This is a genomic window from Aquimarina atlantica (assembly GCF_000626715.1).
In the GTDB taxonomy this organism is placed as follows: Bacteria; Bacteroidota; Bacteroidia; order Flavobacteriales; family Flavobacteriaceae; genus Aquimarina; species Aquimarina atlantica.
Window position 1 is genome coordinate 22,567 of the sequence record NZ_AQRA01000012.1, and the last position, 23,023, is coordinate 45,589.

21 protein-coding genes are annotated in these 23,023 nt (G+C 32.4%); 16 read left to right on the forward strand and 5 right to left on the reverse strand.

Going from position 1 to position 23,023, the window contains the following annotated elements; genetic code table 11:
• The first annotated feature begins 6 nt into the window (after positions 1–6).
• Both ATO12_RS21905 and ATO12_RS21910 read left to right on the forward strand, forming a co-directional pair.
• Positions 7–1,044: a sensor histidine kinase gene (locus ATO12_RS21905; RefSeq protein WP_081802137.1), complete on the forward strand. Its 1,038-nt coding sequence runs from the start codon at positions 7–9 to the stop codon at positions 1,042–1,044.
• Positions 1,041–1,787 carry a LytR/AlgR family response regulator transcription factor gene (locus tag ATO12_RS21910; RefSeq protein ID WP_034246750.1) on the forward strand — a complete coding sequence of 249 codons (747 nt, stop codon included), beginning with the start codon at positions 1,041–1,043 and terminating at the stop codon, positions 1,785–1,787. The genes ATO12_RS21905 and ATO12_RS21910 overlap by 4 nt, the downstream gene beginning before the upstream one ends.
• Positions 1,788–1,803: 16 nt before the next feature.
• On the opposite strand, the gene ATO12_RS21915 is transcribed toward ATO12_RS21910, so the two are convergent.
• From ATO12_RS21915 to ATO12_RS21925, 3 genes are all read right to left on the reverse strand, one after another.
• Positions 1,804–2,583, reverse strand: coding sequence for a lipopolysaccharide kinase InaA family protein (locus ATO12_RS21915; RefSeq protein WP_034246752.1), 780 nt, complete (start codon positions 2,581–2,583; stop codon positions 1,804–1,806).
• Positions 2,584–2,690: 107 nt separating this feature from the next.
• Complete coding sequence (locus ATO12_RS21920; RefSeq protein ID WP_034246753.1) at positions 2,691–3,746, reverse strand: glycosyltransferase family 4 protein; 1,056 nt, start codon at positions 3,744–3,746, stop codon at positions 2,691–2,693.
• Between the two features lie 4 nt (positions 3,747–3,750).
• Entirely contained in the window at positions 3,751–4,692 is a 942-nt protein-coding gene (locus tag ATO12_RS21925) for a hypothetical protein (RefSeq protein WP_034246755.1), read from the reverse strand.
• Between the two features lie 108 nt (positions 4,693–4,800).
• On the opposite strand from ATO12_RS21925, the gene ATO12_RS21930 reads away from it, so the two are divergent.
• Both ATO12_RS21930 and ATO12_RS21935 read left to right on the forward strand, forming a co-directional pair.
• Complete coding sequence (locus tag ATO12_RS21930; RefSeq protein ID WP_034246757.1) at positions 4,801–5,463, forward strand: class I SAM-dependent methyltransferase; 663 nt, start codon at positions 4,801–4,803, stop codon at positions 5,461–5,463.
• Positions 5,464–5,640: 177 nt separating this feature from the next.
• Positions 5,641–6,282 (forward strand): class I SAM-dependent methyltransferase, encoded by a 642-nt coding sequence (locus tag ATO12_RS21935; RefSeq protein WP_034246759.1) that lies wholly within the window; start codon positions 5,641–5,643, stop codon positions 6,280–6,282.
• Between the two features lie 131 nt (positions 6,283–6,413).
• On the opposite strand, the gene ATO12_RS21940 is transcribed toward ATO12_RS21935, so the two are convergent.
• The gene (locus ATO12_RS21940) at positions 6,414–7,367 is read right to left on the reverse strand and encodes a hypothetical protein (RefSeq protein WP_034246761.1); all 954 of its coding nucleotides are present in this window, start codon (positions 7,365–7,367) and stop codon (positions 6,414–6,416) included.
• A gap of 209 nt (positions 7,368–7,576) precedes the next feature.
• Here ATO12_RS21940 and ATO12_RS21945 point away from each other — a divergent pair, with 209 nt between their 5' ends.
• The 7 genes from ATO12_RS21945 (at position 7,577) to ATO12_RS21975 (ending at position 13,554) form a co-directional block, all read left to right on the forward strand.
• Positions 7,577–8,146 carry an L-threonylcarbamoyladenylate synthase gene (locus ATO12_RS21945; protein ID WP_034246891.1) on the forward strand — a complete coding sequence of 190 codons (570 nt, stop codon included), beginning with the start codon at positions 7,577–7,579 and terminating at the stop codon, positions 8,144–8,146.
• 7 nt (positions 8,147–8,153) lie between these two features.
• A complete protein-coding gene (locus ATO12_RS21950) occupies positions 8,154–9,578 on the forward strand; it encodes a CCA tRNA nucleotidyltransferase (RefSeq protein WP_034246762.1) in 1,425 nt (474 codons plus the stop codon).
• Positions 9,579–9,643: 65 nt separating this feature from the next.
• Positions 9,644–10,000: a four helix bundle protein gene (locus ATO12_RS21955; protein ID WP_034246764.1), complete on the forward strand. Its 357-nt coding sequence runs from the start codon at positions 9,644–9,646 to the stop codon at positions 9,998–10,000.
• Positions 10,001–10,064: 64 nt separating this feature from the next.
• Positions 10,065–11,081 (forward strand): COX15/CtaA family protein, encoded by a 1,017-nt coding sequence (locus ATO12_RS21960; protein ID WP_034246766.1) that lies wholly within the window; start codon positions 10,065–10,067, stop codon positions 11,079–11,081.
• 42 nt (positions 11,082–11,123) lie between these two features.
• Entirely contained in the window at positions 11,124–11,639 is a 516-nt protein-coding gene (locus tag ATO12_RS21965) for an IS1096 element passenger TnpR family protein (RefSeq protein WP_034246771.1), read from the forward strand.
• A 54-nt stretch (positions 11,640–11,693) separates the two neighbouring features.
• Positions 11,694–12,752 (forward strand): nucleoid-associated protein, encoded by a 1,059-nt coding sequence (locus ATO12_RS21970; RefSeq protein ID WP_034246773.1) that lies wholly within the window; start codon positions 11,694–11,696, stop codon positions 12,750–12,752.
• A 28-nt stretch (positions 12,753–12,780) separates the two neighbouring features.
• A complete protein-coding gene (locus tag ATO12_RS21975; protein ID WP_034246775.1) occupies positions 12,781–13,554 on the forward strand; it encodes a sulfite exporter TauE/SafE family protein in 774 nt (257 codons plus the stop codon).
• 113 nt (positions 13,555–13,667) lie between these two features.
• Here the strand turns inward: ATO12_RS21975 and ATO12_RS21980 are convergent, their stop codons facing one another.
• Entirely contained in the window at positions 13,668–14,732 is a 1,065-nt protein-coding gene (locus tag ATO12_RS21980; protein WP_034246777.1) for a hypothetical protein, read from the reverse strand.
• 246 nt (positions 14,733–14,978) lie between these two features.
• On the opposite strand from ATO12_RS21980, the gene ATO12_RS21985 reads away from it, so the two are divergent.
• The 5 genes from ATO12_RS21985 to ATO12_RS22010 all read left to right on the forward strand — a co-directional run bounded on the left by ATO12_RS21985 (position 14,979) and on the right by ATO12_RS22010 (position 22,903).
• On the forward strand, positions 14,979–15,878 hold the full coding sequence (locus ATO12_RS21985) for an ABC transporter ATP-binding protein (RefSeq protein ID WP_034246778.1): 900 nt from the start codon (positions 14,979–14,981) through the stop codon (positions 15,876–15,878).
• A gap of 4 nt (positions 15,879–15,882) precedes the next feature.
• Positions 15,883–16,719 (forward strand): ABC transporter permease, encoded by an 837-nt coding sequence (locus ATO12_RS21990; RefSeq protein ID WP_034246779.1) that lies wholly within the window; start codon positions 15,883–15,885, stop codon positions 16,717–16,719.
• A 25-nt stretch (positions 16,720–16,744) separates the two neighbouring features.
• Positions 16,745–19,570, forward strand: coding sequence for a T9SS type B sorting domain-containing protein (locus ATO12_RS25165; RefSeq protein ID WP_051576025.1), 2,826 nt, complete (start codon positions 16,745–16,747; stop codon positions 19,568–19,570).
• Between the two features lie 241 nt (positions 19,571–19,811).
• The gene (uvrB, locus tag ATO12_RS22005; RefSeq protein WP_034246781.1) at positions 19,812–21,818 is read left to right on the forward strand and encodes an excinuclease ABC subunit UvrB; all 2,007 of its coding nucleotides are present in this window, start codon (positions 19,812–19,814) and stop codon (positions 21,816–21,818) included.
• 65 nt (positions 21,819–21,883) lie between these two features.
• Complete coding sequence (locus tag ATO12_RS22010) at positions 21,884–22,903, forward strand: adenosine deaminase (RefSeq protein WP_034246783.1); 1,020 nt, start codon at positions 21,884–21,886, stop codon at positions 22,901–22,903.
• Positions 22,904–23,023 lie beyond the last annotated feature (120 nt).

Consider the following 23,023-nt stretch of genomic DNA (forward strand, 5'->3'; position numbering starts at 1 on the left):
TATACATTGAAAAGTAACAGAGTATATTTTTATCTACTTATCATTCTTTTGTTGAATGCTCTTCATCTTATTGGTGAAATCTATGCCGATGGTCTAGAAGAAGGTATCATTGAAACTTTAATCCTGTTACCTGTGAGTTTTTCTTTTACTTTATTTGTTTTTTGGTCAAGGCTGTATATCAAAAACACCATTGCAAATAAAATTATAAGAGGTGGAAACAAAGTACACTTTTTAAGTTTTTGGGCTATTGTTATTACACTCAAAACTCTAGTGCTTACTTTTATTTTAAAAGGGTTGAGTTCTTATTTTTTCAATGATGATGAAGGCCCCGAACCTTTCTTTGATTTAGCGTTTTGGGCAGTATTACTTGCCTGTTTTTCTATAATCGTATTTGTATATTTTATTGAGATTTTTCTTGAATCTCAAAAAGAAAAACAAGATATTAAAGTAAAACTAACTCAATACCAAAGCGAAAAATCTATAGCTCAATATTTAGCTCTAAAAAAACAGTTAAACCCCCACTTTCTTTTTAATAGTTTTAATAGCCTCCTGGGCTTAATTAGTATTGACAGCAAAAAGGCCGAATATTTTTTGCAGGAGCTGTCTAATATCTACAGGTATAATTTAACCCAAAGCGAAGAAGTTGTAGTAACTTTAAGAAAAGAACTTAAACTAATATACTCCTATATGTCCTTGCAAAAAATAAGGTTTGGAGAACATATAACTCTCGAAGATCATATCGAAGAAGCTAAACTTAATTTTTTACTACCTCCTATGACTTTAGAATTGTTACTAGAGAATGCTATAAAGCATAATATCATCGAAAGCAATAAACCGCTAAAAATATCTATCATAAGTGAAGGTAATAGTATTAAAGTAATGAATAACTTTCAGCCTAAAAATCATCATTATGAAAAATCATTAGGAATAGGGTTAAAAAATCTAATCAATCAATATAAAATGCTGCATCCAGAGGTTCCGCATTTTAAAATAATCAATGGTAATTATATAGCTTATATTCCTTTAATAGAACCTGAATTATGATAAAAAGTATTATTATAGAAGACGAAAGTATTGCTGCCATTAGATTACAAAACTTAATTCAGGAAGTTAATGATCAAATTATAATCACAAAAGTACTTTCTTCTGTAAACGAATCTATACACTATCTATCTACAGAAAATCCCGATCTCATTTTTTTAGATATTAATTTATCTGACGGGTATTCTTTTGAAATTTTTAAAATACTGGATATTAACGTTCCTATAATATTTACCACCGCATACTCTGAATATGCTATCAAAGCTTTTGAACAAAATAGTATTGATTATCTTTTAAAGCCAGTTACCAAAGAAACCCTTCAACGTAGTATAAATAAGTTTTTTTTACTGAATAAGAAACAGCTTCCGGCATATAAAGATTTGTTTTTGCACACTGAACATGAATACAAAAAGAGATTTTTGGTAAAGATGAATACCCATTTAAAAACAATAGATATTAATCAGGTTGCCTATTTTTATACAGACGAAAAATTAACTTTCATTAAACTATGGGATGGCAAGAAAATACCTATCGATTTTTCTTTAAAAAAACTAGAACAAGAGTTAAATCCGTTAGATTTTTTTAGAATCAACAGAAAATATATCGTTCATTTAAAATCTATCGGAGAAATGTATTACTCTTCGAAGTCGAGGATAAAAATAGCTTTAAAGCCTGCGTCTCATGAAAGTAATATATTTGTTGCTATTGAAAAGTTAGGGAAATTTAAAAAATGGCTTTCGATTTAATCGTAACTATTCATTTTTAATGCTCTCTATATTTTTTCTTCCAGAAAAATATTTTTCTTTTCAAGGCTATTTTATCATGATATTTCTTTTGAAATGCTTCAGTAAGTCCCCACATAGTTTGATATAACGTTGATTCGTCCTCACCGGTTAATTTAGCATATTCATTAGACATGATTGCAACCATTTCCTTTTTTGGAGTTAATCTCGAAAAATTACGAATCCTGGTTTCCATATCTAAATCTCTAAATTCCATCCTATTAAGGTCTACCAAATAAAAATCATATCCTGCACTTGTCTTTACGATTAGAGTATTCCCGGGAGAATGATCTAAAAACAGGATTCCTTTTTCATGAAGATCATATGTAAATCTTGTAAAAGCTCTTAAAATAGCTTCGTGATCTGGATAATCTGGCTCGTGTACCAATTCGCGATAGGTAAGGTCATAATTAAGCAATTCACTAACATAATAGCTTTTTCTAAATAAAAAAAAGGTAGTATATAGATCATAGGCTAATGGGAATGGAGTTTTTATTCCTAGTTCTAATAACCTATTGGCATAATTATAGGATCTTTCTGCTTTTGATTTTCTAAAGAATCGATATACAACCTGATTTATAAAATTAGGAACCTTGAATGATTTGATAGTATACTTTTTGCCTTCAATCTCTACAATTTTTATAACATTGCGTTCTGCATCTCCCAATACCTCATGATAATCATCAAAATGTGCTATTGTTTTCTGCACTTCGGTTTCAACCGATTTGTATTTTGGATGTATGATAAATTTACGTTGCATTCTTTATGTATAATAATCTAAACAAAAGTATTTTTTTGATACGGTTCCTCGATAATTAGTATTCTGGGGGATAAGACAAGCTTATACACTTAGGTACTTAATATAAATCACATCAAAGATTTGTATATTTCATTGTATTCTAACGCTGCTGTTTGCCAACTAAATTTTTCTAATTGGGTTTTAATTTTTTCCTCCATCACATATCTATTAGATTCAAAATAGGCAATTTTTGTTAAAAATACATCAGCCATATATTCAGGTCCTAATTCTTCCCAATAAAAACATGCTTCTCCTCCTATTTCGGGTAGCGAGGTTTTATTATAAAGAAAAATAGGCTTATTAAAGTTTAATGCTTCAACCACTGGTAATCCAAATCCCTCTCTAGAAGAAGGAAATACAAAAGCAAAACAATTAGTAAACAGTTCTATTTTTGTTTCTTCGGATACAACACCTTTTAAAAAGACTCTATTTTCCAGCTTATTTTCTTGAATTATTTTTTTTAAATGTAACACATAATCACTACTACCTTTTCCTGCAAGAATGAGTTTAAATTTTTCTGGAATGTGGTTCATCATTAAAATAAGCTTCTCCAGGTTTTTGTATGGTCTCATTTCCGTAATACAAAAAAGATAGTCATCTGTACTCTCACCTTGATCAACTAACAAGGTTTCTTTTAAAGAATTACCATTATAGATTACTTTTTGCGTTTTTGATGCAGTAACATTAAAATGTTTATTCACCTCATCTTTGGTAAAGTGTGATACAAACACAAGTACTTGGGCTCTATCTATCTTTTTTTGAATAAAATCCTTCGTTTTCTGATCTATGGTATCCTCATACATAAAATTAATATCATGAATGGTTAAAACGTATGGGATTTTCTTATTTGAAGGTTCAATTTTACTTAGCTGGTTAGTAGAATGAAATATATAATTACGACCAAAGATGCCCAACTGGCGATGTATTGAATAATAGTATTTAACAAAAATATTCTTCTGATTAAATATTGATTTATAACCTCCTTTTTTGGGGGTATAGAAAACATAATTCAAATCAGTATCAATAGATGAAAAAGCTTTTGACAGATGATACGAAAATTGCCCAAAACCTTTATTTAAGTTTTTTAAGTAATGAAAATCTACAAATACTCTTTTATTTTTCACCTTATTATAAATTTAGAATTCTCTTTACCCAATTATCTACCAGATATTTTTGATAGATCTCATCTGGTATTTCTTCATATTTGTTTTCAAAAAAAGATTTAGGGATTTGAATATCATTTTTATCTATGATCAAGATATTATTTGGGTTATAAAAATCGTAGTTGGCAATTGCTGCATTGGTAGTTATTAGTTTTTTGCTGTTTCCTAAACTTTCAAAAACTCTAAACGACAGTCCATCTTGTCCTTCTCTATGAATATCTAAAAGTACATTAGAATGCGCCACTAACTCATTAACCTCTCTCATATTTATTCGTTCTGTAACGTATTCTACACTACTTTCAGATTCGATTTTCTTTTTCCCGAAACTAACAATTTTATAGGACACCCCTAACTCATCTAATTGTAGAGCAATATTATCTATAACTTTAGATCGTTTACTAAACGTACTTATATTAAAAACCTCTTGTTCTATTGATAGGTTATTTTTGTTTTCTTCAAAAATATAATTTGTTGCAAATTTAAAATTATGGTTTTTTGAATCATTGGGCTCAAAAGTATATACCTCATTAAAAAAAGGTGCTACTAATAATATTTTTGGTATTCTTTCTATATTATCATTAAAAAATGCTGTCAAATCCTCTGTAAATGAACTTATATTTTTAATAATCTGAGGAAGTAAAAAATTAGCGTTAAGCATTAGGATTTTATCTTGTTTCCCAATCTCATTCAATCGCTTAAGAATTTCTTTATTTAAGTGATTCTTTTTTATATCATACTTAAAAAAAGTTTTCCCAATAAAATTAAAAATTCGATGAAAAACTGTAGGATACTGATACCTAAAAGTGTGAAAGTTTATATGATTAACTTCATATCCCTGCTTTTTTAGACTCTTGGCAATTTCATCGTTAATCCCCAAAACATCAAGACTAATCAGTGTTATTTTCATATTTCAAATAATAATAGAGACAAACTTACTAAAACTAAAGAATCATATTGCTAAAAAAGTAATTTTTAAAATCAATACATTTGTCAGCATTATATTAAAACCATTATAATGAATTATCTATTTATCATCTTACTTATTGTACTATTAGGGATTGCATTTCCCAAAATCCTCAAACTTATTAAACATAAGTCATTATACCCTTTTATGCCCTACAAATATAATTTTAGAAGAAGACGAATAACTTTTTCTAAAACATTACAGTTGTTAAATGAACGAAATGCTAAAATATTGGTTGAAACAGGAACATCAAGAAATGGTCTTAAAGGAACTAAAACCGATGGTGGGGCAACAATTGTTTTTGGTAAATGGGCAAAAGAAAATAATGCAAAATTACATTCTGTAGATATTAGCAAAGATTCTGTGCAAGGGGCTCAGAAAGCAGTACAAGAAGAAAATTTGCAAGATAGTACAACGGTGCATCTGGGAGATTCGCTAGATTTTCTAAAGAATTTTAATGAATCTATCGACTTTTTGTACTTAGATAGTTATGATTATTCAAAAACAGATATAGAGATTCAAAAGAAAAGTCAGGAGCATCACTTACAAGAATTTATCCTGGCCGAAGATAAACTACACGATAAATCTATCGTTTTAATAGATGATTGCAGGCTTCCTGGTGGTGGTAAAGGAAAAACGGTTGTAGAGTATATGCTAAAAAAAGATTGGGAGATTTTAATTAATGCATATCAAATTTTATTAGTAAAAAAATAACCTTGTGTATAAAGTTTAAAGAAATTATTACACTTCGATTACCTATTACTAATTCATGTGATTTTAGTATAGATCGATATATTTGCATGATATTTAGTAATTGCACCCTAAACCAAAGTAATAATTTCTACAAAATGTAATTACAAGAATTATCATTAACCAAAAACATTTATAGTAATGGATTATGACAATAAACCCGAGGGATACTACAATAACATCAGAAATGAAATGTTTTCTTTTTTTCCGAAAGATGCAAAAACAGTATTAGATGTTGGTTGTGGAGAAGGTACTTTTGCTGCTTTTATTAAAGAAAAACACAATACTGAAACCTGGGGTATTGAATTGATGCCAGAGCATGGAAAAAAAGCCGAAAAAGTACTCGATAAAGTTTTTATTGGTGAATGTGAAAAATTTATTGATGAACTACCAGATAATCATTTTGATGCCATCTATTTTAATGATGTTTTAGAACATCTTGTAGATCCATATTGGGTGCTAGAAAAAATAAAAAGTAAACTATCACAAAATGGTGTCATTATAAGTTCGATACCCAATATGAGATACCATAGTGCTTTAAAAAATCTAGTGCTTAAAAAGAATTGGGAATATGAAGAACACGGTATTATGGATAAAACGCACTTGCGATTCTTTACAGGTAAGAGTATTGCAAATATGTATACGAGATTAGGGTATAAAATAGTACTTCATAAAGGTATCAATAAAACAAAATCTATTAAGCCATTTCTCTACAATATTCCTTTTCTATTTACAGCAATGGATATGAGATATCTGCAGTATGCCACAGTAGTTAAAAGGTAAGATCTAAAAAAGATATATACCCTAGATTTCTTTAGATAATGGTAATATCATATTTTAGATACAAATTAATAAAGGGCTCCACTGTCGGGGCCCTTTATCTTTAGATAGATTTATTTTTAACACAAATCAAACTACCAATTAATTCGATCTCTCCATCGGTTACGTTCTACATCACCATACATCTTCTCTGTTATGGTTCCGTTTACATTAATATCCCAATGTGCACCAGCTATTTCACCAGGAGCAGTTACAGAATTAAGGAGTATGGTTTGATGTGTAGCACAAGCAGATGAGAATACAACAGAACGATTATTAACATCGCTTGGATGAGATGATACAGGACCATTGTGATTTCTTAAAAAAGAGTTATTCGTTAAATTAATTGAAATCTCTCTTCTTTCTCCAGAAAGCCTCCATTTCCTGCGTTTACGATTATATTCTAATTTTACTCGTAAAAATATTCTATAGGAATGAACTTCGAAAGGCCCTCCTGTATTGAGATGTTCTGCATAAACTTCATGTACATATTTAAAAGCTCTTGGAGAAGGCCCTTGTGTGTTACCCGAACCACAATTCTCGACATATCTTTGCTTTCTAAATTCATATTGATTATCCACAACAACTCTTTTTACAGCACCTATGTCTGATACATTGTTAGTAGTCTCTCCTTTAGGGTTAATTCGGGTATAAGATACAGACCCGACTTCTTTAAGGTTTTCTATACTAGATTTTTGAACGGTAATTTCTCCTTCGTCAAGTTCATAAAATTTACCATTAGTAAACCAAATGATTTTCCCACCTAATTCAAACTCACTATCATCATTTAAAATCCCTTGAATTGCAGGTGAAACTTCAAGGTCTCTATCAAAGGAGAAAAAAGAATTGATTTCTAACTCCTCCATACTCAATTTTGAAAACTTAGTATAAAGATCATTAAATTCATTCCAATCTTTAAAAGAAAATCTATTCGTTTTTGATTCAACAGTTGACTCGATGTTTGTCTCTTGTTCAATAGAATTGACATCTCCTTTTTCACAAGAAATGATTACTGTCATTATGAACAGTAAAAAAATGATTTTTTTCATAATATTAAAGTTTTAAGATTATTTTTGCACAAAATAATTTCTGTCATGCATTCAGAATTTGTATAATGAAATTGGCCAATTCGTAAATGAATGTTTTCGACAATAAGCATGTTACCGGCAAAAACTATAATTACAACTACTTTAACTTTTCTTACAAAAGAAGTTTTAAAGTAATACCTTTTCATAATCACCAATTAATTCAAAAACTAATGTCTGATCAAGCTATAGAAACCCAAAACGCAATCAACACGTTAAAAAAAGGAGGAATTATCCTCTATCCTACTGATACGATTTGGGGTATTGGTTGTGACGCCACTAATGCAGAAGCAGTTGATAAGGTGTACGCCTTAAAAAAACGGGAAGAAAGCAAATCTATGATCTGTTTGGTTAGTGATTTTAAAATGCTGCAGCAATATATAGAAGAAGTTCCCGAAGTAGCCTATGATATTCTAAAATACGCTACAAAACCCACTACTATTATTTATGACAGACCTCTGCGTGTGGCAGAAAATATTATTGCAAATGATAACACATTAGGTATTCGGGTGGTGAAAGATCCTTTTTGCGGAAAACTAATTAAGAAGTTTAAACGACCTATTGTCTCCACTTCTGCTAATATTAGTGGTATGCCTGCTCCAAAAAACTTAAAAGAAATACCTGCTGCAATTTTGGAAGGCGTAGACTATGTCGTAAATTTGCCTTTACAAAAAAAAGGAGCTAAACCTTCTTCGATTATTAAAATAGGAAGCGATAGTACCGTAAAAATTATTAGGAAGTAATTGATTCATGTCGGAAATCAAAAATTATAAAGAAGCTTTACAACATCCAATTTTTGATACAATTGCCAAAGCATCAGCAAATCTAGAACTAGACAGCTATGTGATCGGAGGATTTGTAAGAGATCATATATTGCAAAGAAAGACTGCTAAAGATATTGACATCGTTGCTGTTGGCAGTGGTATAGCATTAGCAAAAGAAGTATCCAATCTTTTACCTGGCAATCCCAAAGTACAGATTTTTAAAACCTATGGTACGGCAATGCTAAAAACCGAGGATATCGAGGTAGAATTTGTTGGAGCACGAAAAGAATCTTACGTAGAAAATAGCCGTAATCCCAAAGTAGAAAATGGAAGTTTAGAAGATGACCAAAATAGACGGGATTTTACGATTAACACTCTTGCCTTACACCTATCACCAGAAAATTATGGTGAAATATTAGACCCATTTAATGGTTTAGAAGATCTTAAATCAAAAATAATCCGTACTCCTTTAAATCCTGATATTACCTATTCTGATGATCCTTTAAGAATGATGAGAGCAATTCGTTTTGCTACGCAACTCAACTTCAAAATAGAATCCTCTTCACTAGAGGCTATTGCAAAAAACAAAGACCGAATTAAAATCATTACCAAAGAACGTATCGTAGATGAGTTACATAAAATTATTTTAAGCGATAAGCCGTCAACAGGTTTTAAATTACTAGAACAAACTGGTCTTTTGGGTTATATCTTACCCGAACTAATTGATTTAAAAGGTATAGATGAAGTCGAAGGGCAACGACATAAAGATAATTTTTACCACACGCTAGAAGTGGTAGATAATATTGCTCAAAACACAGATGATCTCTGGTTACGCTGGGCAGCTTTACTTCATGATATTGGTAAAGCACCTACCAAAAAATTTAGCAAAAAAGTAGGGTGGACTTTTCATGGTCATGAATTTGTGGGTTCAAAAATGGTATTTAAACTCTTTAAGCGTTTAAAAATGCCTTTAAATGAAAAAATGAAATTTGTGCAAAAAATGGTATTAATGAGCTCCAGGCCTATAGTGATTGCAACAGAAGTCACAGATTCTGCAGTTCGAAGACTAGTGTTTGATGCAGGAGAATATATTGAAGAATTAATGACACTCTGTGAAGCCGATATTACTACCAAAAACCCTAAACGCTTTAAAAAGTATCACAATAATTTCAAGATTGTAAGGCAAAAAATGATTGAAGTTGAAGAGCGAGATCACATTCGTAACTTTCAACCACCAGTTACAGGAGAAGAGATTATGGATACTTTTAACATCAAACCCTCTCGTGAAATAGGAATCATTAAAGAAGCTATAAAAGAAGCAATTCTAGAAGGCGAAATTCCTAATGAACATGAGGCAGCTTATGCATATATGGTTAAAAAAGGAGAAGAATTAGGACTAAAGAGTAGCTAAGAATCTAAGTTTCAAAGGCTATAAAACTATAGTTTTTGAAATTTTAATTTAATACTAAATCAATTATGAGTACATTCAGAAACCTGATAATTTGGCAAAAATCGATGGAATTAGTCACTAATATATATCTTGAAACAAAAACATTTCCTAAAGAAGAATTATATGGCTTAACTTCTCAAATAAGAAGAGCATCAATTTCAGTTCCTAGTAACATCGCTGAAGGTTATGGAAGGTTAGGTAAAAATGATTATTTAAGATTTTTAAATATTGCTATCAGTTCACTTTTTGAATTACAGACCCAATTAGAAATAGGAAAGAACCTTTCTTTTATTCAAGAAAACAACTTCAATATTTTGTTCGAAAACACTAGAGAAATTGAGCGTATGCTAGTTAGTTATATCAAAAAAATCAAAGATTCTTAATAAAATTATACTTTTCTTAGATTCTAAGATTCCTCATGTCTTAGATTCTTCTTAACAAAAAAAAATGAAAAAAGACAATAAAAAGGTAATATACTGGTTGCTTACAGGCTGCTTATTGATTTTTATTATGGTTATTGTTGGTGGAATTACCAGACTTACTCATTCTGGGCTATCGATCTCTAATTATAAATTAATTTCGGGCACTATTCCTCCTATGAATGAAACAGAATGGAATGCTGCATTTGATCTGTACAAACAATACCCCGAATATCAAAAGATAAACCATCAATTTACTCTCGAAGATTTTAAAGATATCTATTTCTGGGAATGGCTGCATAGAGTTATAGGAAGATTTATAGGTGTCGTATTTATCATCCCATTCGTATATTTCTTAATCAGAAAGCAACTTACTAAACCCACTATAAAAAAATCTATAATACTAATGCTATTAGGAGGCTTTCAGGGGTTTCTTGGCTGGTTTATGGTAAAAAGCGGGTTAATTGACAGACCCGATGTAAGTCACTATCGTCTTGCCATGCATCTTACTGCAGCATTCATAACCTTTGCATATACATTTTGGGTAGCTCTTGATCTTATATATCCTAATAAAAAACAAATTGATATTAAATTTAGAAATCTAATTCGATGGGGATTGGCAGTTCTTTTACTTCAAATTATCTATGGTGCTTTTGTTGCGGGATTAGACGCTGGTTTACTACATAATTATTGGCCATTAATGAGTGACAGAACTTTAATTCATGAATCGGTTTATATAGAGCAATCTCCTTTAATCAAGAATTTTGTAGAAGGAAAAAGCGGAGTTCAGTTCGTACACCGCTATTTGGCCTATATCGTTGTAGGACTTATTGTCTTTATCTGGTATAGAGGCAAAAGAATTAAAAAAAACAATATTCAATCTAATTCACTAAATACATTAGTAATTATTGTTTGTATCCAGTTTTTGCTAGGAATATTTACATTAATTTTTAGAGTCCCCATAGTATTAGGAGTATTACATCAAATTGTTGCTTTTTTCTTATTAGGGGCAATGACTTTTTCATTACATCGTTTTAGTAAATAACAATGCATTTATAGTATCTTTGCATTTTCAAATTAATAAATAATGATATACCGTTTCAGAATTATCCTGGATACAGAAGAGGATGTATTTAGAGATATTGAAATAGAACAAGATGCAACTTTAGAACAGTTTCATAATGTAATAACCCAATCTTTTGGTTTTGATGGAACAGAAATGGCTTCTTTTTACATTAGTGATGATCAATGGAATCAAGGAGAAGAAATATCATTATTTGATATGAGTGATGGTAATCAGCCTGTTAGATTAATGAATGAGACAACTCTTATTGATGTGGCTCATGAGGCTTCTCCCAAGTTAATCTATATCTATGACTTCTTAAGTATGTGGACATTTTTGGTAGAACTTGCTGAAATTGCTGAATATGAAAACGGAAGAGAATATCCAAATGTAATGTATATTCATGGTCAAATACCTGATCAGGCACCTGATAAAGAGTTTAAAGCAGACGAATTAGATGATTTTAATGAAGGTGAAAATAAAGATTTTATGGATCTTGATGAATATGAAGACCTCGGGTTTGATGAGAATTGGAATTAAAATTTAACTATTAATTAAAAAGATCCCAGCCTTCGCTGGGATGACATACATGTCATGATCAACTTATATAGCACTCAAATCGAATCATTATCGGTTCACCGGGTTGGAAACAAGAATAAAAATGAAAATATATTCTTGTCAGAATCACCATATGTCCTTAATGACGAATTAACTGCACTTCTAAAAGAATATTTTTTTAAACCTTTTAGAGAAAAAGAAGAGAATTATTTTCAATTTGCTAATGAAGTAGATATAGAATTTAATCCACTGTTTAAAATTGCAACCGAAATTTTTGAACACCCTTCTTCGGTTCATGAAAAATCTAAAAGAATTGCTTCATTATTATATGAGCAATCACAACACCCGCATATTAAAAGTGGTGAAGTATACGTCGCTTATTTAGACAATGTGACTATCGATAATGAAAAAGTTGATGCTATTGGTATCTTTAAATCAGAATTAAAACATGATTTCCTTCAGTTTGAAGAAAAAGAAGCTGATATCGAATTATTAATTCAACAAGGTGTAAACCTTAATAAACTAGATAAAGGTTGTCTAATTTTTAATCATAAAAAAGAAGAAGGATATAAAATCCTTTCTATAGACTCTAACCGTTACGATACCAAATATTGGTTAGAACACTTTTTAGGCGTAGAGGCTTTTGCCGATGAGAATTTTTACACAAAGAAGTATATGAAATTCTGCCAGGATTTTGCAAAAGATGTGGTCCTTCCTGCCGAAGACAAAAAAGAAGAAGTGATGTTTATGAACCGTGCAGTAAACCACTTTGCCAAAAATGATGAATTTGAAGAGTCTGCATTTTTAAATGATGTGATTGATAATCCTGATTTGATTCCAGAATTTAAACATTACAAAGTAGAAAAAGCGCCAAAATATCAGATCGAGGATCTTACCACTTTTCCTATCGCCAATAATGCCGTAACTGCTGCTCGTAAAAAGATGAAAAATGTCATCAACCTAGATACTAATGTGCAGATAAAGATGGATTTTATCAACCCAGAGTCTGCAGAAAAATTTGTAGAAAAAGGATGGGACGAAGAAAAGCAAATGTATTACTATTTGGTATATTTCAATAAAGAACAAAAAACCTAAGAAGGCAAAAAGCTAATAACTATCTATTATGGATTTTATTCTGGTCGGTATTATAGCTTTATTAGGATCGGGATTAACATTTTTTTCTGGTTTTGGATTAGGTACATTATTGATGCCTGTATTTGCAATATTCTTCCCTATAGATATTGCAATTGCTCTTACGGCAATAGTGCATCTGCTTAACAACTTATTTAAACTTACTCTTGTTGGTAAAAAAGCTAATTTACAAACCGTACTACGTTTTGGTCTACCTGCTATTGTATTTGCCTTTTTTGGCGCATATACATTGGGGAAGCTCACCTATATAGATCCCTTATTTAGCTATACTATTGCTGATACCATATATGAAATCACAGCGGTAAAAATATCTATTGCTATAGTATTAATCTTTTTCTCTCTCTTCGATCTTATCCCAAAGTTGAAACGATTAGAATTTGATGTCAAATATTTACCCTGGGGTGGTGCATTAAGTGGTTTTTTTGGAGGATTATCAGGCCATCAAGGAGCATTACGAACCGCTTTTTTGATTCGGGCAAAACTTAGTAAAGAATCTTTTATAGCCACAGGAGTTGTTATTGCCTGTTTTATTGATATCTCGAGACTTACTATATATGCCAAAGACTTTTTACAATTAGGGGATCAGCTTAATTATCCTATGCTCATAGTGGCAACATCGATGGCCTTTATTGGAGCCTATATTGGGAATAAATTTCTTAAAAAAATCACCATACATACAATTCAAATAGTGGTAGGGGTTTTATTAATCGTTTTTGCGCTACTTCTGGGGATTGGCATTTTGTAGGGTTTTAAGTTAGAAGATGGAGGCCAGAAACGCAAAATCAGATGTTTCACAGTTTCAAAGAAGCAAAGTTTTTCTACTTTATATTTCAGACTTCCGAAATCAGACATAATCCATCACTCTAATAATCGTCTCATATTTACATTTTCATAATTACGGCGTACAAAATCCATTGCTGTTTTAAGAACTTCTCCCATAGATTTACTACGACGAAATTTTAAATCCAAAGTAAAATTATAGAGGTGTTCTCTAAGTTCTTTCAAATTTTCTTCGGTAGAGATACGATCGGCACACATACATTCAACCAAATTTTCATAACGGGATCTCGATGTTAATACGCGTTTTGCCAAAATAGAACGCTCTTCTTTTTTATATTGTTCGATAGAACTCAGCTGCAACTTGCTCATCACAATATCCACCATATCGAAATTCTCTTTAAAAAACTGGGGTTGATATACTTTTAGTTTTCCTTCATAACATTGCTGATCAAAATCAATAGCTCTTATCTTATATTCTACATGATCAAAATCGTGAATAGGAATAATCACATAGTTATAAGATCGCATATCTCCTAGTAATCGCATTTGGCAGCGCTCATTAAACTTCACAAATTCTTTTGCTATCTGTGATTTGGCCTGATCACTCAAATCGGGTAAAAAATCTTTGATAAATACATCTCCCGGAATCCCGGCAATATGTTCTTCTATAAGTGTATTCTTATACACCAAAAAGTTAATTCTATTGGGCGAAAACATATGCTCTAATTCTAGTCCATAAATACGCGAGGCATCTGCCTTTTTCACATAGATATACGTATAGTTATCATTAAGGATATTTCTAACTTTTATCCTAAAAGGTTTTGAGTTTCCAAAAGTACAATAGTCTATAGCATCGATATTAAGAAACTCAATAGCATCTTCATTACCATCAGAATGTAGAATTGTATATACTTTTTTAAGGCTGGATTCTATTTCTGGTCGCTCATGTTCTTCATAATACACTCTTACCCATAGCGTATCTTCATCCTTACTATCATAAACTACTATAGAACCCGAAAACCTAAGTAAATCATCATAAAATACCGGAATCTTAATCTTACGATTACATTCTTTCAGATATGCATCCAGTTTATCGTTGATAGGATACGTTGGTTTTTTCTTCGACATTAATTTTTCGTCCATTGTACTTCTTTTTCTGAAAAGCAATTTACAAATTTCAGATGTACAAAATCATTCTTTAAAAAATCACCAAATACTGCATAGTAAACAATAATCTACAGCAAAAACATACACTACATTCAACAAATAACCATCTACATCAAAAAATATACACTTACACTCAACAAACAATCAACAACTATCAACTTTCTTGTAACAAAACCCTATACTTGTCGTCTTGTTTTATATAACCACCAAAAACAATTACAATTGGAAAATATCCTCACCTTAAACAATCTCACCAAAAAGTTTGGAGCACTAACGGCTGTCAAAGACCTCTCTTTTACTATAAAAAAGGGAAATGTGTATGGCATTCTTGGTCCAAATGGAAGTGGTAAATCTACTACTTTGGGTATCGTACTTAATGTTGTTAACAGTACCTCTGGTGAGTTTATCTGGTTTGATGGCAATACATCAACTCATGATGCGCTAAAAAAAGTTGGAGCTATTATAGAACGCCCAAACTTTTATCCATATATGACTGCAGCTCAAAACCTTAAATTGGTATGCCAAATTAAAGGAGTTGACAGCAGTAAAATTGAAGAAAAACTTGAAGTCGTAGGGTTATTAGACCGAAAAGATAGTAAGTTCAGAACGTTCTCTCTAGGAATGAAACAACGATTAGCTATTGCTTCTGCCTTGTTAAATGATCCCGAAATATTAATCCTTGATGAGCCAACTAATGGATTAGATCCACAAGGGATACATCAAATTCGTGAAATCATCAAAAAAATTGCTTCCCAGGGAACTACAATACTTTTGGCATCTCACCTACTCGATGAAGTAGAAAAAGTATGTAGCCATGTGGTGATTATAAGAAAAGGCGTAAAACTGTATTCTGGACCTGTAGATGAAATGAATGCTAGTTATGGTTTTTTTGAACTAAAGAGCGATCAAAAATCTGCATTAACAGAATGGTTATCTAAACATAATGATTTTAAAAATTTCAAAGAAGAAGATGGGAAAATAATTGCGTTTTTAGCACATGAGCTGGATGCAGAAAGTCTTAACAGGCAACTATTTAAAGAAGGAATAGTTCTTACACACCTTGTGAAGCGAAAAGAAAGTCTCGAAGAACAATTCTTACAATTAACCAACAATTTAAACTAAAGCCATGTTACGACTACTAAATATAGAATTTCAAAAACTAAAATATAATAAAGCCGCAAAGGTAATTACAATAACCTACTTTATATTAATAACCTTTATCGCTTTAATCGCCTCGATAGAATTTAATTTTGCTGGTGTAAAATTTAGAATAGCAGATCAGGGCATTTTCAATTTCCCGTATATATGGCATTTTAATACATATATCGCTGCGTGGTCAAAGCTATTTTTGGCTATTGTTATTGTTTCTATGATGGCCAATGAATACAGTCATCGAACCTTAAAACAAAATCTAATCGATGGTCTAAGTAAAAAAGAATTCATTAGTTCTAAGTTTTTAACTGTTGGTGTCTTTGCCTTGATCTCTACCCTGTTTTTATTCGTGGTATCAATGATTTTAGGGTTAAGCTTCTCTGACTATAATGAGTTTTCTATCATATTCTCTGATCTAGAATATGTTCTGGCGTATTTCATAAAACTAATAGGCTTTTTTGCTTTTTGTATGTTCCTTGGGATTTTTGTAAAGCGTTCTGCCTTCGCCCTTGGGTTTCTATTTATCTGGTGGGTTGTAGAAAATATTATATATGCATTGCTAAAATTTAGACTATTTAGAGGGACCGAAATTGCAGATAATATCGTACAGTTTTTTCCTTTAGAATCTATGGCAACCTTGATTAATGAACCATTTACACGTTTAAATTTCATTCAATCGGCTGCAAGTCAATTAGGAGAAACTTTTCAAAGAGATTATGCTGTACATTGGTATGAAATCTTAATTGTACTGGTTTGGACAGTTGTTTTTATATATCTGTCTTATTACTTGCTTAAAAAGAGAGATTTATAATATATTTGGGCTTCAGAGCTCAACTATGCGATATATCTATATAGTTTTTTTTGCTTTATTCCTTTACTATCCATCGCTGTATAGTCAGGGAGAAGCTAACAGTTGGTATTTTGGTCAGAATGCAGGTATAAGTTTCAATACAACTCCCCCAACAGCACTTACTAATGGTAGAGTAAATACACTTGAAGGGTGTACTACAATATCTGATGCAACAGGAAATTTATTATTTTATACCGATGGTATTACTGTTTGGGATCGATCGCATGCCATTATGCAAAATGGTACTGGGTTAAAAGGTGATCCTTCTAGTACTTCCTCTGCACTAATTGTTCCTCAACCAAACTCCCCTAATCTGTATGTTGTTTTTACTGTGGATGAACCTCATCATGACAATGCTGATAATGATCCCTCTACTTTTGATGGAGATGGGGTAAACGATGGATTTATGTATTCTATTGTAGATATGTCTTTGAATGGAGGAAATGGAGCTGTAGTTACAGGTCAAAAAAACATACCTTTAATTACTTACAATACTTCAAATGGCTTAGAGAGTCGATACAAATGTTCAGAAAAAATTACAGCTGTAAAAAGTGATGATTGTGATTCATTTTGGGTCATTACACATTTTGTAGATACATTCTATGCGTTTAAAGTAGATCAAACCGGTGTTAACACTACACCCGTTACTTCTCGTGTTGGAGTAACAGTACCTCTTTCTGGGTATCGGCGTAATGCTCTAGGGTATATTAAAGCTTCTCCAGATGGTGATAAACTAGCTGTAGCGCATTTTGGTTTTGCAACTGTCACAGCAGGTAACGGACCAGGAAAAGTTTTACTTTACAATTTTGATAATACTACCGGAACTATTAGTAATGAGATCGAGTTAAGCAACAGTAATTCTCCTTATGGAATTGAGTTTTCTCAAACCGGACAAAGACTATATGCTACTTTCGATATTGGAGATGAAGGAAACGGACAAAGTTTTCTGATGCAATATGATTTGTCATTGCCAGATAATCAAATTGCAGCAAGTGGAACAAGAATTCTTAACCAAAATAACCAAAGCACTTTTTCTTTTGGCTCAGGAGCTATACAACTGGGTCCAGATGGTAAGATTTATCGAACTCTATATGATTTCAACACCCAAAGAGGTGATTATCTTGGAGTCATCCAAAATCCCGAAGCAGCAGCAGCCAATATAGTCTATAACGAGCAAGGAGTACGTGTTAATACAGATGGTTCTAGAGGTGCTCTTCTTGGGCTTCCCCCCTTTATTCAATCTATTTTTGCAAAAAATATTGATATCATTAATAATGGAGACCCTAATAACGTTAATCTTGCTTTATGTGAGGGAGGTACATATCGTTTGTCTTATCAAAATATCCCAGGTGCCAGCTATACCTGGTTTGTAGACAACAATCAGATTGCTAATGCTGTTCATTTTTTGGATATCACAACAACAGCCAACTATAGATTAGAAGTTGATCTTAATAATGGTAGCTGCCCTCTCATTGGCGTTGCTAATGCTACTTTTTTCGAAGTCCCAACTGCAATTGCTTCCACACTAGTACAATGTGATGCATATCAAACTATTGGAGATAACATTACGTTATTTGATTTACACCTTGCAAACGATCAGCTTACCGGTGGAAATAATCAATACACAACACAATTTTTTATAGATCTACCTGCTGCGCAAGCAGGAACACCAAGAATCAGTAATGAAAATGCTTTTCAAAATACTCAAAATAATCAACAAGTATATGCGCGGGTGATTAATACCAACAATACCAACTGTTTTGATATCGCCACTGTTACTTTAGAGGTGAGTTCTACCGACATAAACGATGCCGAGTTACGAGTTTGCGATGATGATGGTACCGAAGATGGGTTTACCGTTTTTGATCTAACCGAAGCAAATCAACAGATATTATCAGGAATTACTAATCCTGGATTAACCATTACATATTATGAAAATACAGAAGACGCATTATTAAACAGAAACCCTATTACGACCACTACCAATCGTACACAAAATACTCAAGGTAGTGATATTGTTTATGCAAAAGCTGAAGAAAATGGAGGAGAATGTTTTGGGATAAGCAGCATACGTTTATTTGTAGTTCCCTTACCCGATATCGAACCTGATTCTGAGTATTTCCTATGTCAAAACGAAACTAACATCGAAATCGATGCTGGCCTACCAATCAATAGTAACCTCAATGATTTTACAATCTTATGGTCGACAAATGAGTCTACAGAAACAATTTTAGCAAATCAACCCGGAGATTATACCGTAGAAATTACAAGTCAGCAAACCGGATGTTCTAAATCCAGAACAGTAACTGTAACCGCATCTAGTGTAGCAACTATAGGATCTATCGATATCAATGATGCAAGAGATAATAATACAGTTACCATTAATGCAGAAGGTTTGGGTAATTATGAATATGCAATAGAAATAAATGGGGTTTTGAGCGCATATCAGGATGATCCAACCTTTACCAATGTACCTCCCGGGTTTCACAGGGTGTATGTAAGAGACAAAAACGGATGTGTCCCTGTAACCTCTCAAGATATTTCGGTTGTTGGATTCCCTAAGTATTTCACTCCAAATGGAGATGGTTTTCATGAAACCTGGAACGTAGAAGGAATATCAAACCAGATTATGGGTAATTCTCTAATTTTTATATTTAATCGCTACGGAAAACTAATCAAACAACTTAGAGCAGGTACTCCCGGATGGGATGGAACTTTTAACGGGAAACTAATGCCCTCTAGCGAATACTGGTTTCGTGTAGAATTAGAAGATGGCAGAATTCTTACCGGAAGTTTCTCTCTTATTCGTTAATTCTATGAAGTGATTTAAACTTTTTTGATTCTGGCGAAAAATAGTAGTTTTCTGATCAATTGTCCCGAGTACTCGGGATTGCACCTCATAGCACTTGTACTGAGCTAAGTCGAAGTAGAGCTACAAAGTAATAAAAAGACAAAAATTGAGCAAAAAAGAGCATTTTTATAGCGAATTGAAAAAAGTTTAAACCACTTCTATAAGTAGATTTGGTATCTTTATTGTGAAAAAGAGAAGATACATGAAGTTCGAATTGGAATCTGAATTCAAACCTACTGGAGATCAACCAGAAGCAATACGACAACTGGTTGAAGGTATTGAATCTAACGAAAAATATCAAACGCTTTTAGGCGTAACAGGATCAGGAAAAACGTTTACCGCTGCTAATGTAATCCAACAAGTACAGCGGCCAACTCTAATATTGGCGCATAATAAAACGTTGGCTGCACAACTTTTTTCTGAGTTTAAGCAATTTTTTCCTAAGAATGCTGTAGAATATTTTGTTTCATACTATGATTACTATCAACCAGAAGCTTATATTCCTACTTCGGGAACCTATATCGAAAAAGATTTATCGATCAATGATGAGATTGAAAAACTACGTTTAAGTGCTACTTCATCGCTCTTATCAGGGCGGAGAGATGTTTTGGTTGTCGCTTCAGTATCTTGCCTATACGGTATTGGTAATCCAGCTGAATTTAAAAAGAATGTGATTTCGATACAATCAGGACAGTTCGTATCCAGGACCGCTCTATTGCATCGTTTGGTACAAAGTTTATATTCGAGAACCGAAGCGGAGTTTAAACATGGAAATTTTAGAATAAAAGGAGATACTGTTGATATTTTTCCAAGCTATGCTGATGATGCATTTAGAGTTCATTTCTTTGGAGACGAAATTGAAGAAATTGAATCTTTCGATGTACAAACCAATACCATTATTGAGAAATATGATCAATTGAATATTTATCCGGCCAATATGTTTGTAACTTCTCCTGAAGTATTACATAATGCAATTGATCAAATTGCGCTTGATTTAGGAAAACAGGTAGAATACTTTAAAGAAATCGGAAAACCACTAGAAGCTAAACGATTAGAAGAGCGCACTAATTTTGATCTGGAAATGATTAAAGAACTTGGTTATTGTTCTGGTATTGAGAACTATTCTCGTTATCTCGATGGTAGAAACCCGGGAACAAGACCATTCTGCTTACTCGATTATTTCCCCGATGATTATTTAATGATTATTGATGAAAGTCATGTTACTATACCCCAAACTCATGCCATGTACGGCGGTGATCGTTCGAGAAAGGAAAACCTGGTAGAATATGGCTTCAGACTTCCTGCCGCAATGGACAATAGACCTTTAAAATTTGAAGAACTTGAAGCAATCCAAAATCAAGTTATGTATATCAGTGCTACACCAGCAGATTATGAATTGCAAAAAAGTGAAGGAACCTATGTAGAACAAATCATTAGACCAACAGGGTTATTAGATCCTGTAATAGAAGTTCGCCCTAGCTTAAATCAAATCGATGACCTTATCGAAGAAATGCAAAAACGAATTGATTTAGATGAGCGTATCCTTGTTACTACACTAACCAAAAGAATGGCAGAGGAATTGGCAAAATATCTAACTAGAATCGATATTCGTTGTAGATATATCCACAGTGATGTAGATACATTAGAACGGGTAGAAATAATGCAAGATCTGCGAAAAGGTATTTTTGATGTATTAATAGGAGTAAACTTATTACGAGAAGGATTAGATCTTCCTGAAGTATCGTTAGTGGCTATTCTGGATGCTGACAAAGAAGGTTTTTTAAGAAATAAGCGTTCCTTGATACAAACGGTTGGTAGAGCAGCTAGGCATGTAAACGGAAAAGCAATTATGTATGCCGATAAAATTACGGATAGCATGCAAAAAACTATTGATGATACAGAATACCGACGACAAAAACAAATAGCTTACAACACTAAACATGGTATAACACCAACTGCAATTAAAAAGTCTCTGGATAATGCCTTGGCGGGTAAAAAAGTAGAACCATATACTTTTGAAAATGCTCCTACCCTACAAGCTGCTGAAGAAGAAACAGCATATTATACTAAAGAACAGTTAGAGACACGAATCCGTAATGTTCGTAAGGAAATGGAAAAAGCCGCTAAAGAATTGGATTTTATGACTGCAGCTCGGTTACGGGATGAAATTAAAATGCTGCAAAGTAAGATACAGGATCAAAAAGTATAATTTTTGCCTTATAATTATAGTGCAGATCTTGAGATAATCATGCCATTAAAAAACATAAGATCATTATGAATAACGTTTCAATTGAAAAATTTATTGAAGGCATACCTAAAATAGAACTTCATTTACATATCGAAGGAACATTCGAACCTGAGTTGATGTTTAAAATTGCTAAAAGAAACAATAAAGAAATCAAATACTCCACGGTTGATGAGTTAAAAAGTGCGTATAGTTTTAATAATCTCCAAGAATTTCTTGACATCTATTATGCTGGTGCTAATGTTCTTATCGAAGAACAGGATTTTTATGATCTTACCTGGGCATATCTTACCAAAGTCCATACGCAAAACCTTGTACACACAGAGATTTTTTTTGACCCTCAAACCCATACCGATAGAGGTATTTCATTTGACACCGTTATTAAAGGGATTCATCGTGCATTAGAGGATGGAAGAGAAAAACTGGGGATTACCTATAAATTGATACTATCTTTTTTACGACATCTGGATGAAGCTTCGGCTTTTGAAACATTACACCAGGCTTTACCTTACAAAAAATGGATTAGTGGAGTTGGCCTGGATTCTTCTGAAGTAGGAAATCCACCTTCAAAATTCGAACGTGTTTTTACTAAAGCAAAAGAAGAAGGTTTTATAACAGTAGCTCATGCAGGAGAAGAAGGACCAGCAGAATATATCTGGGAAGCTGTTAATCTATTAAAAGTAACTCGTATTGATCATGGTAACCGATGTTTAGAAGATGATCGATTAGTAAAGTTATTGGCAGATCTACAAATACCGTTAACACTCTGTCCTTTGTCTAATCTTGAGTTAAAAGTGATTGACGATTTAAAAAAATACCCTTTACCAGAAATGATAGATAAAGGTTTATTAGTAACCATTAATTCTGATGATCCAGCCTATTTTGGAGGGTATATGAATGAGAATTATATAGGCATTGCTCAAGCACTAAACCTTTCTAAGAAGCAAATTACAGAATTAGTAAAAAACAGCTTCAAAGCTAGCTGGTTATCTGACAAAGAAAAAGAAAAAAAGATTGCACAGGTCGAAACGTATTTTCAAAATAATTAGATTTCTATAGGTGTATAGAAAACAATGATATAATCAACTTCAAAACATAAGTTTTTCTTCCTTTTTACTCCTCTTGCAAATTAGATTGTCAAATACTATAGGGTAAAATTTGCCCCTTAT

Coding starts and splice junctions, on each gene's coding strand:
- ATO12_RS21910 (WP_034246750.1), top strand. CDS start 1,041: ATGATAAAAAGTATTATTATAGAAGACGAAAGTATTGCTGCCATTAGA.
- ATO12_RS21915 (WP_034246752.1), bottom strand. CDS start 2,583: ATGCAACGTAAATTTATCATACATCCAAAATACAAATCGGTTGAAACC.
- ATO12_RS21925 (WP_034246755.1), bottom strand. CDS start 4,692: ATGAAAATAACACTGATTAGTCTTGATGTTTTGGGGATTAACGATGAA.
- ATO12_RS21930 (WP_034246757.1), top strand. CDS start 4,801: ATGAATTATCTATTTATCATCTTACTTATTGTACTATTAGGGATTGCA.
- ATO12_RS21935 (WP_034246759.1), top strand. CDS start 5,641: ATGGATTATGACAATAAACCCGAGGGATACTACAATAACATCAGAAAT.
- ATO12_RS21940 (WP_034246761.1), bottom strand. CDS start 7,367: ATGAAAAAAATCATTTTTTTACTGTTCATAATGACAGTAATCATTTCT.
- ATO12_RS21945 (WP_034246891.1), top strand. CDS start 7,577: ATGTCTGATCAAGCTATAGAAACCCAAAACGCAATCAACACGTTAAAA.
- ATO12_RS21950 (WP_034246762.1), top strand. CDS start 8,154: ATGTCGGAAATCAAAAATTATAAAGAAGCTTTACAACATCCAATTTTT.
- ATO12_RS21955 (WP_034246764.1), top strand. CDS start 9,644: ATGAGTACATTCAGAAACCTGATAATTTGGCAAAAATCGATGGAATTA.
- ATO12_RS21960 (WP_034246766.1), top strand. CDS start 10,065: ATGAAAAAAGACAATAAAAAGGTAATATACTGGTTGCTTACAGGCTGC.
- ATO12_RS21965 (WP_034246771.1), top strand. CDS start 11,124: ATGATATACCGTTTCAGAATTATCCTGGATACAGAAGAGGATGTATTT.
- ATO12_RS21970 (WP_034246773.1), top strand. CDS start 11,694: ATGATCAACTTATATAGCACTCAAATCGAATCATTATCGGTTCACCGG.
- ATO12_RS21975 (WP_034246775.1), top strand. CDS start 12,781: ATGGATTTTATTCTGGTCGGTATTATAGCTTTATTAGGATCGGGATTA.
- ATO12_RS21980 (WP_034246777.1), bottom strand. CDS start 14,732: ATGGACGAAAAATTAATGTCGAAGAAAAAACCAACGTATCCTATCAAC.
- ATO12_RS21990 (WP_034246779.1), top strand. CDS start 15,883: ATGTTACGACTACTAAATATAGAATTTCAAAAACTAAAATATAATAAA.
- ATO12_RS25165 (WP_051576025.1), top strand. CDS start 16,745: ATGCGATATATCTATATAGTTTTTTTTGCTTTATTCCTTTACTATCCA.
- uvrB (WP_034246781.1), top strand. CDS start 19,812: ATGAAGTTCGAATTGGAATCTGAATTCAAACCTACTGGAGATCAACCA.
- ATO12_RS22010 (WP_034246783.1), top strand. CDS start 21,884: ATGAATAACGTTTCAATTGAAAAATTTATTGAAGGCATACCTAAAATA.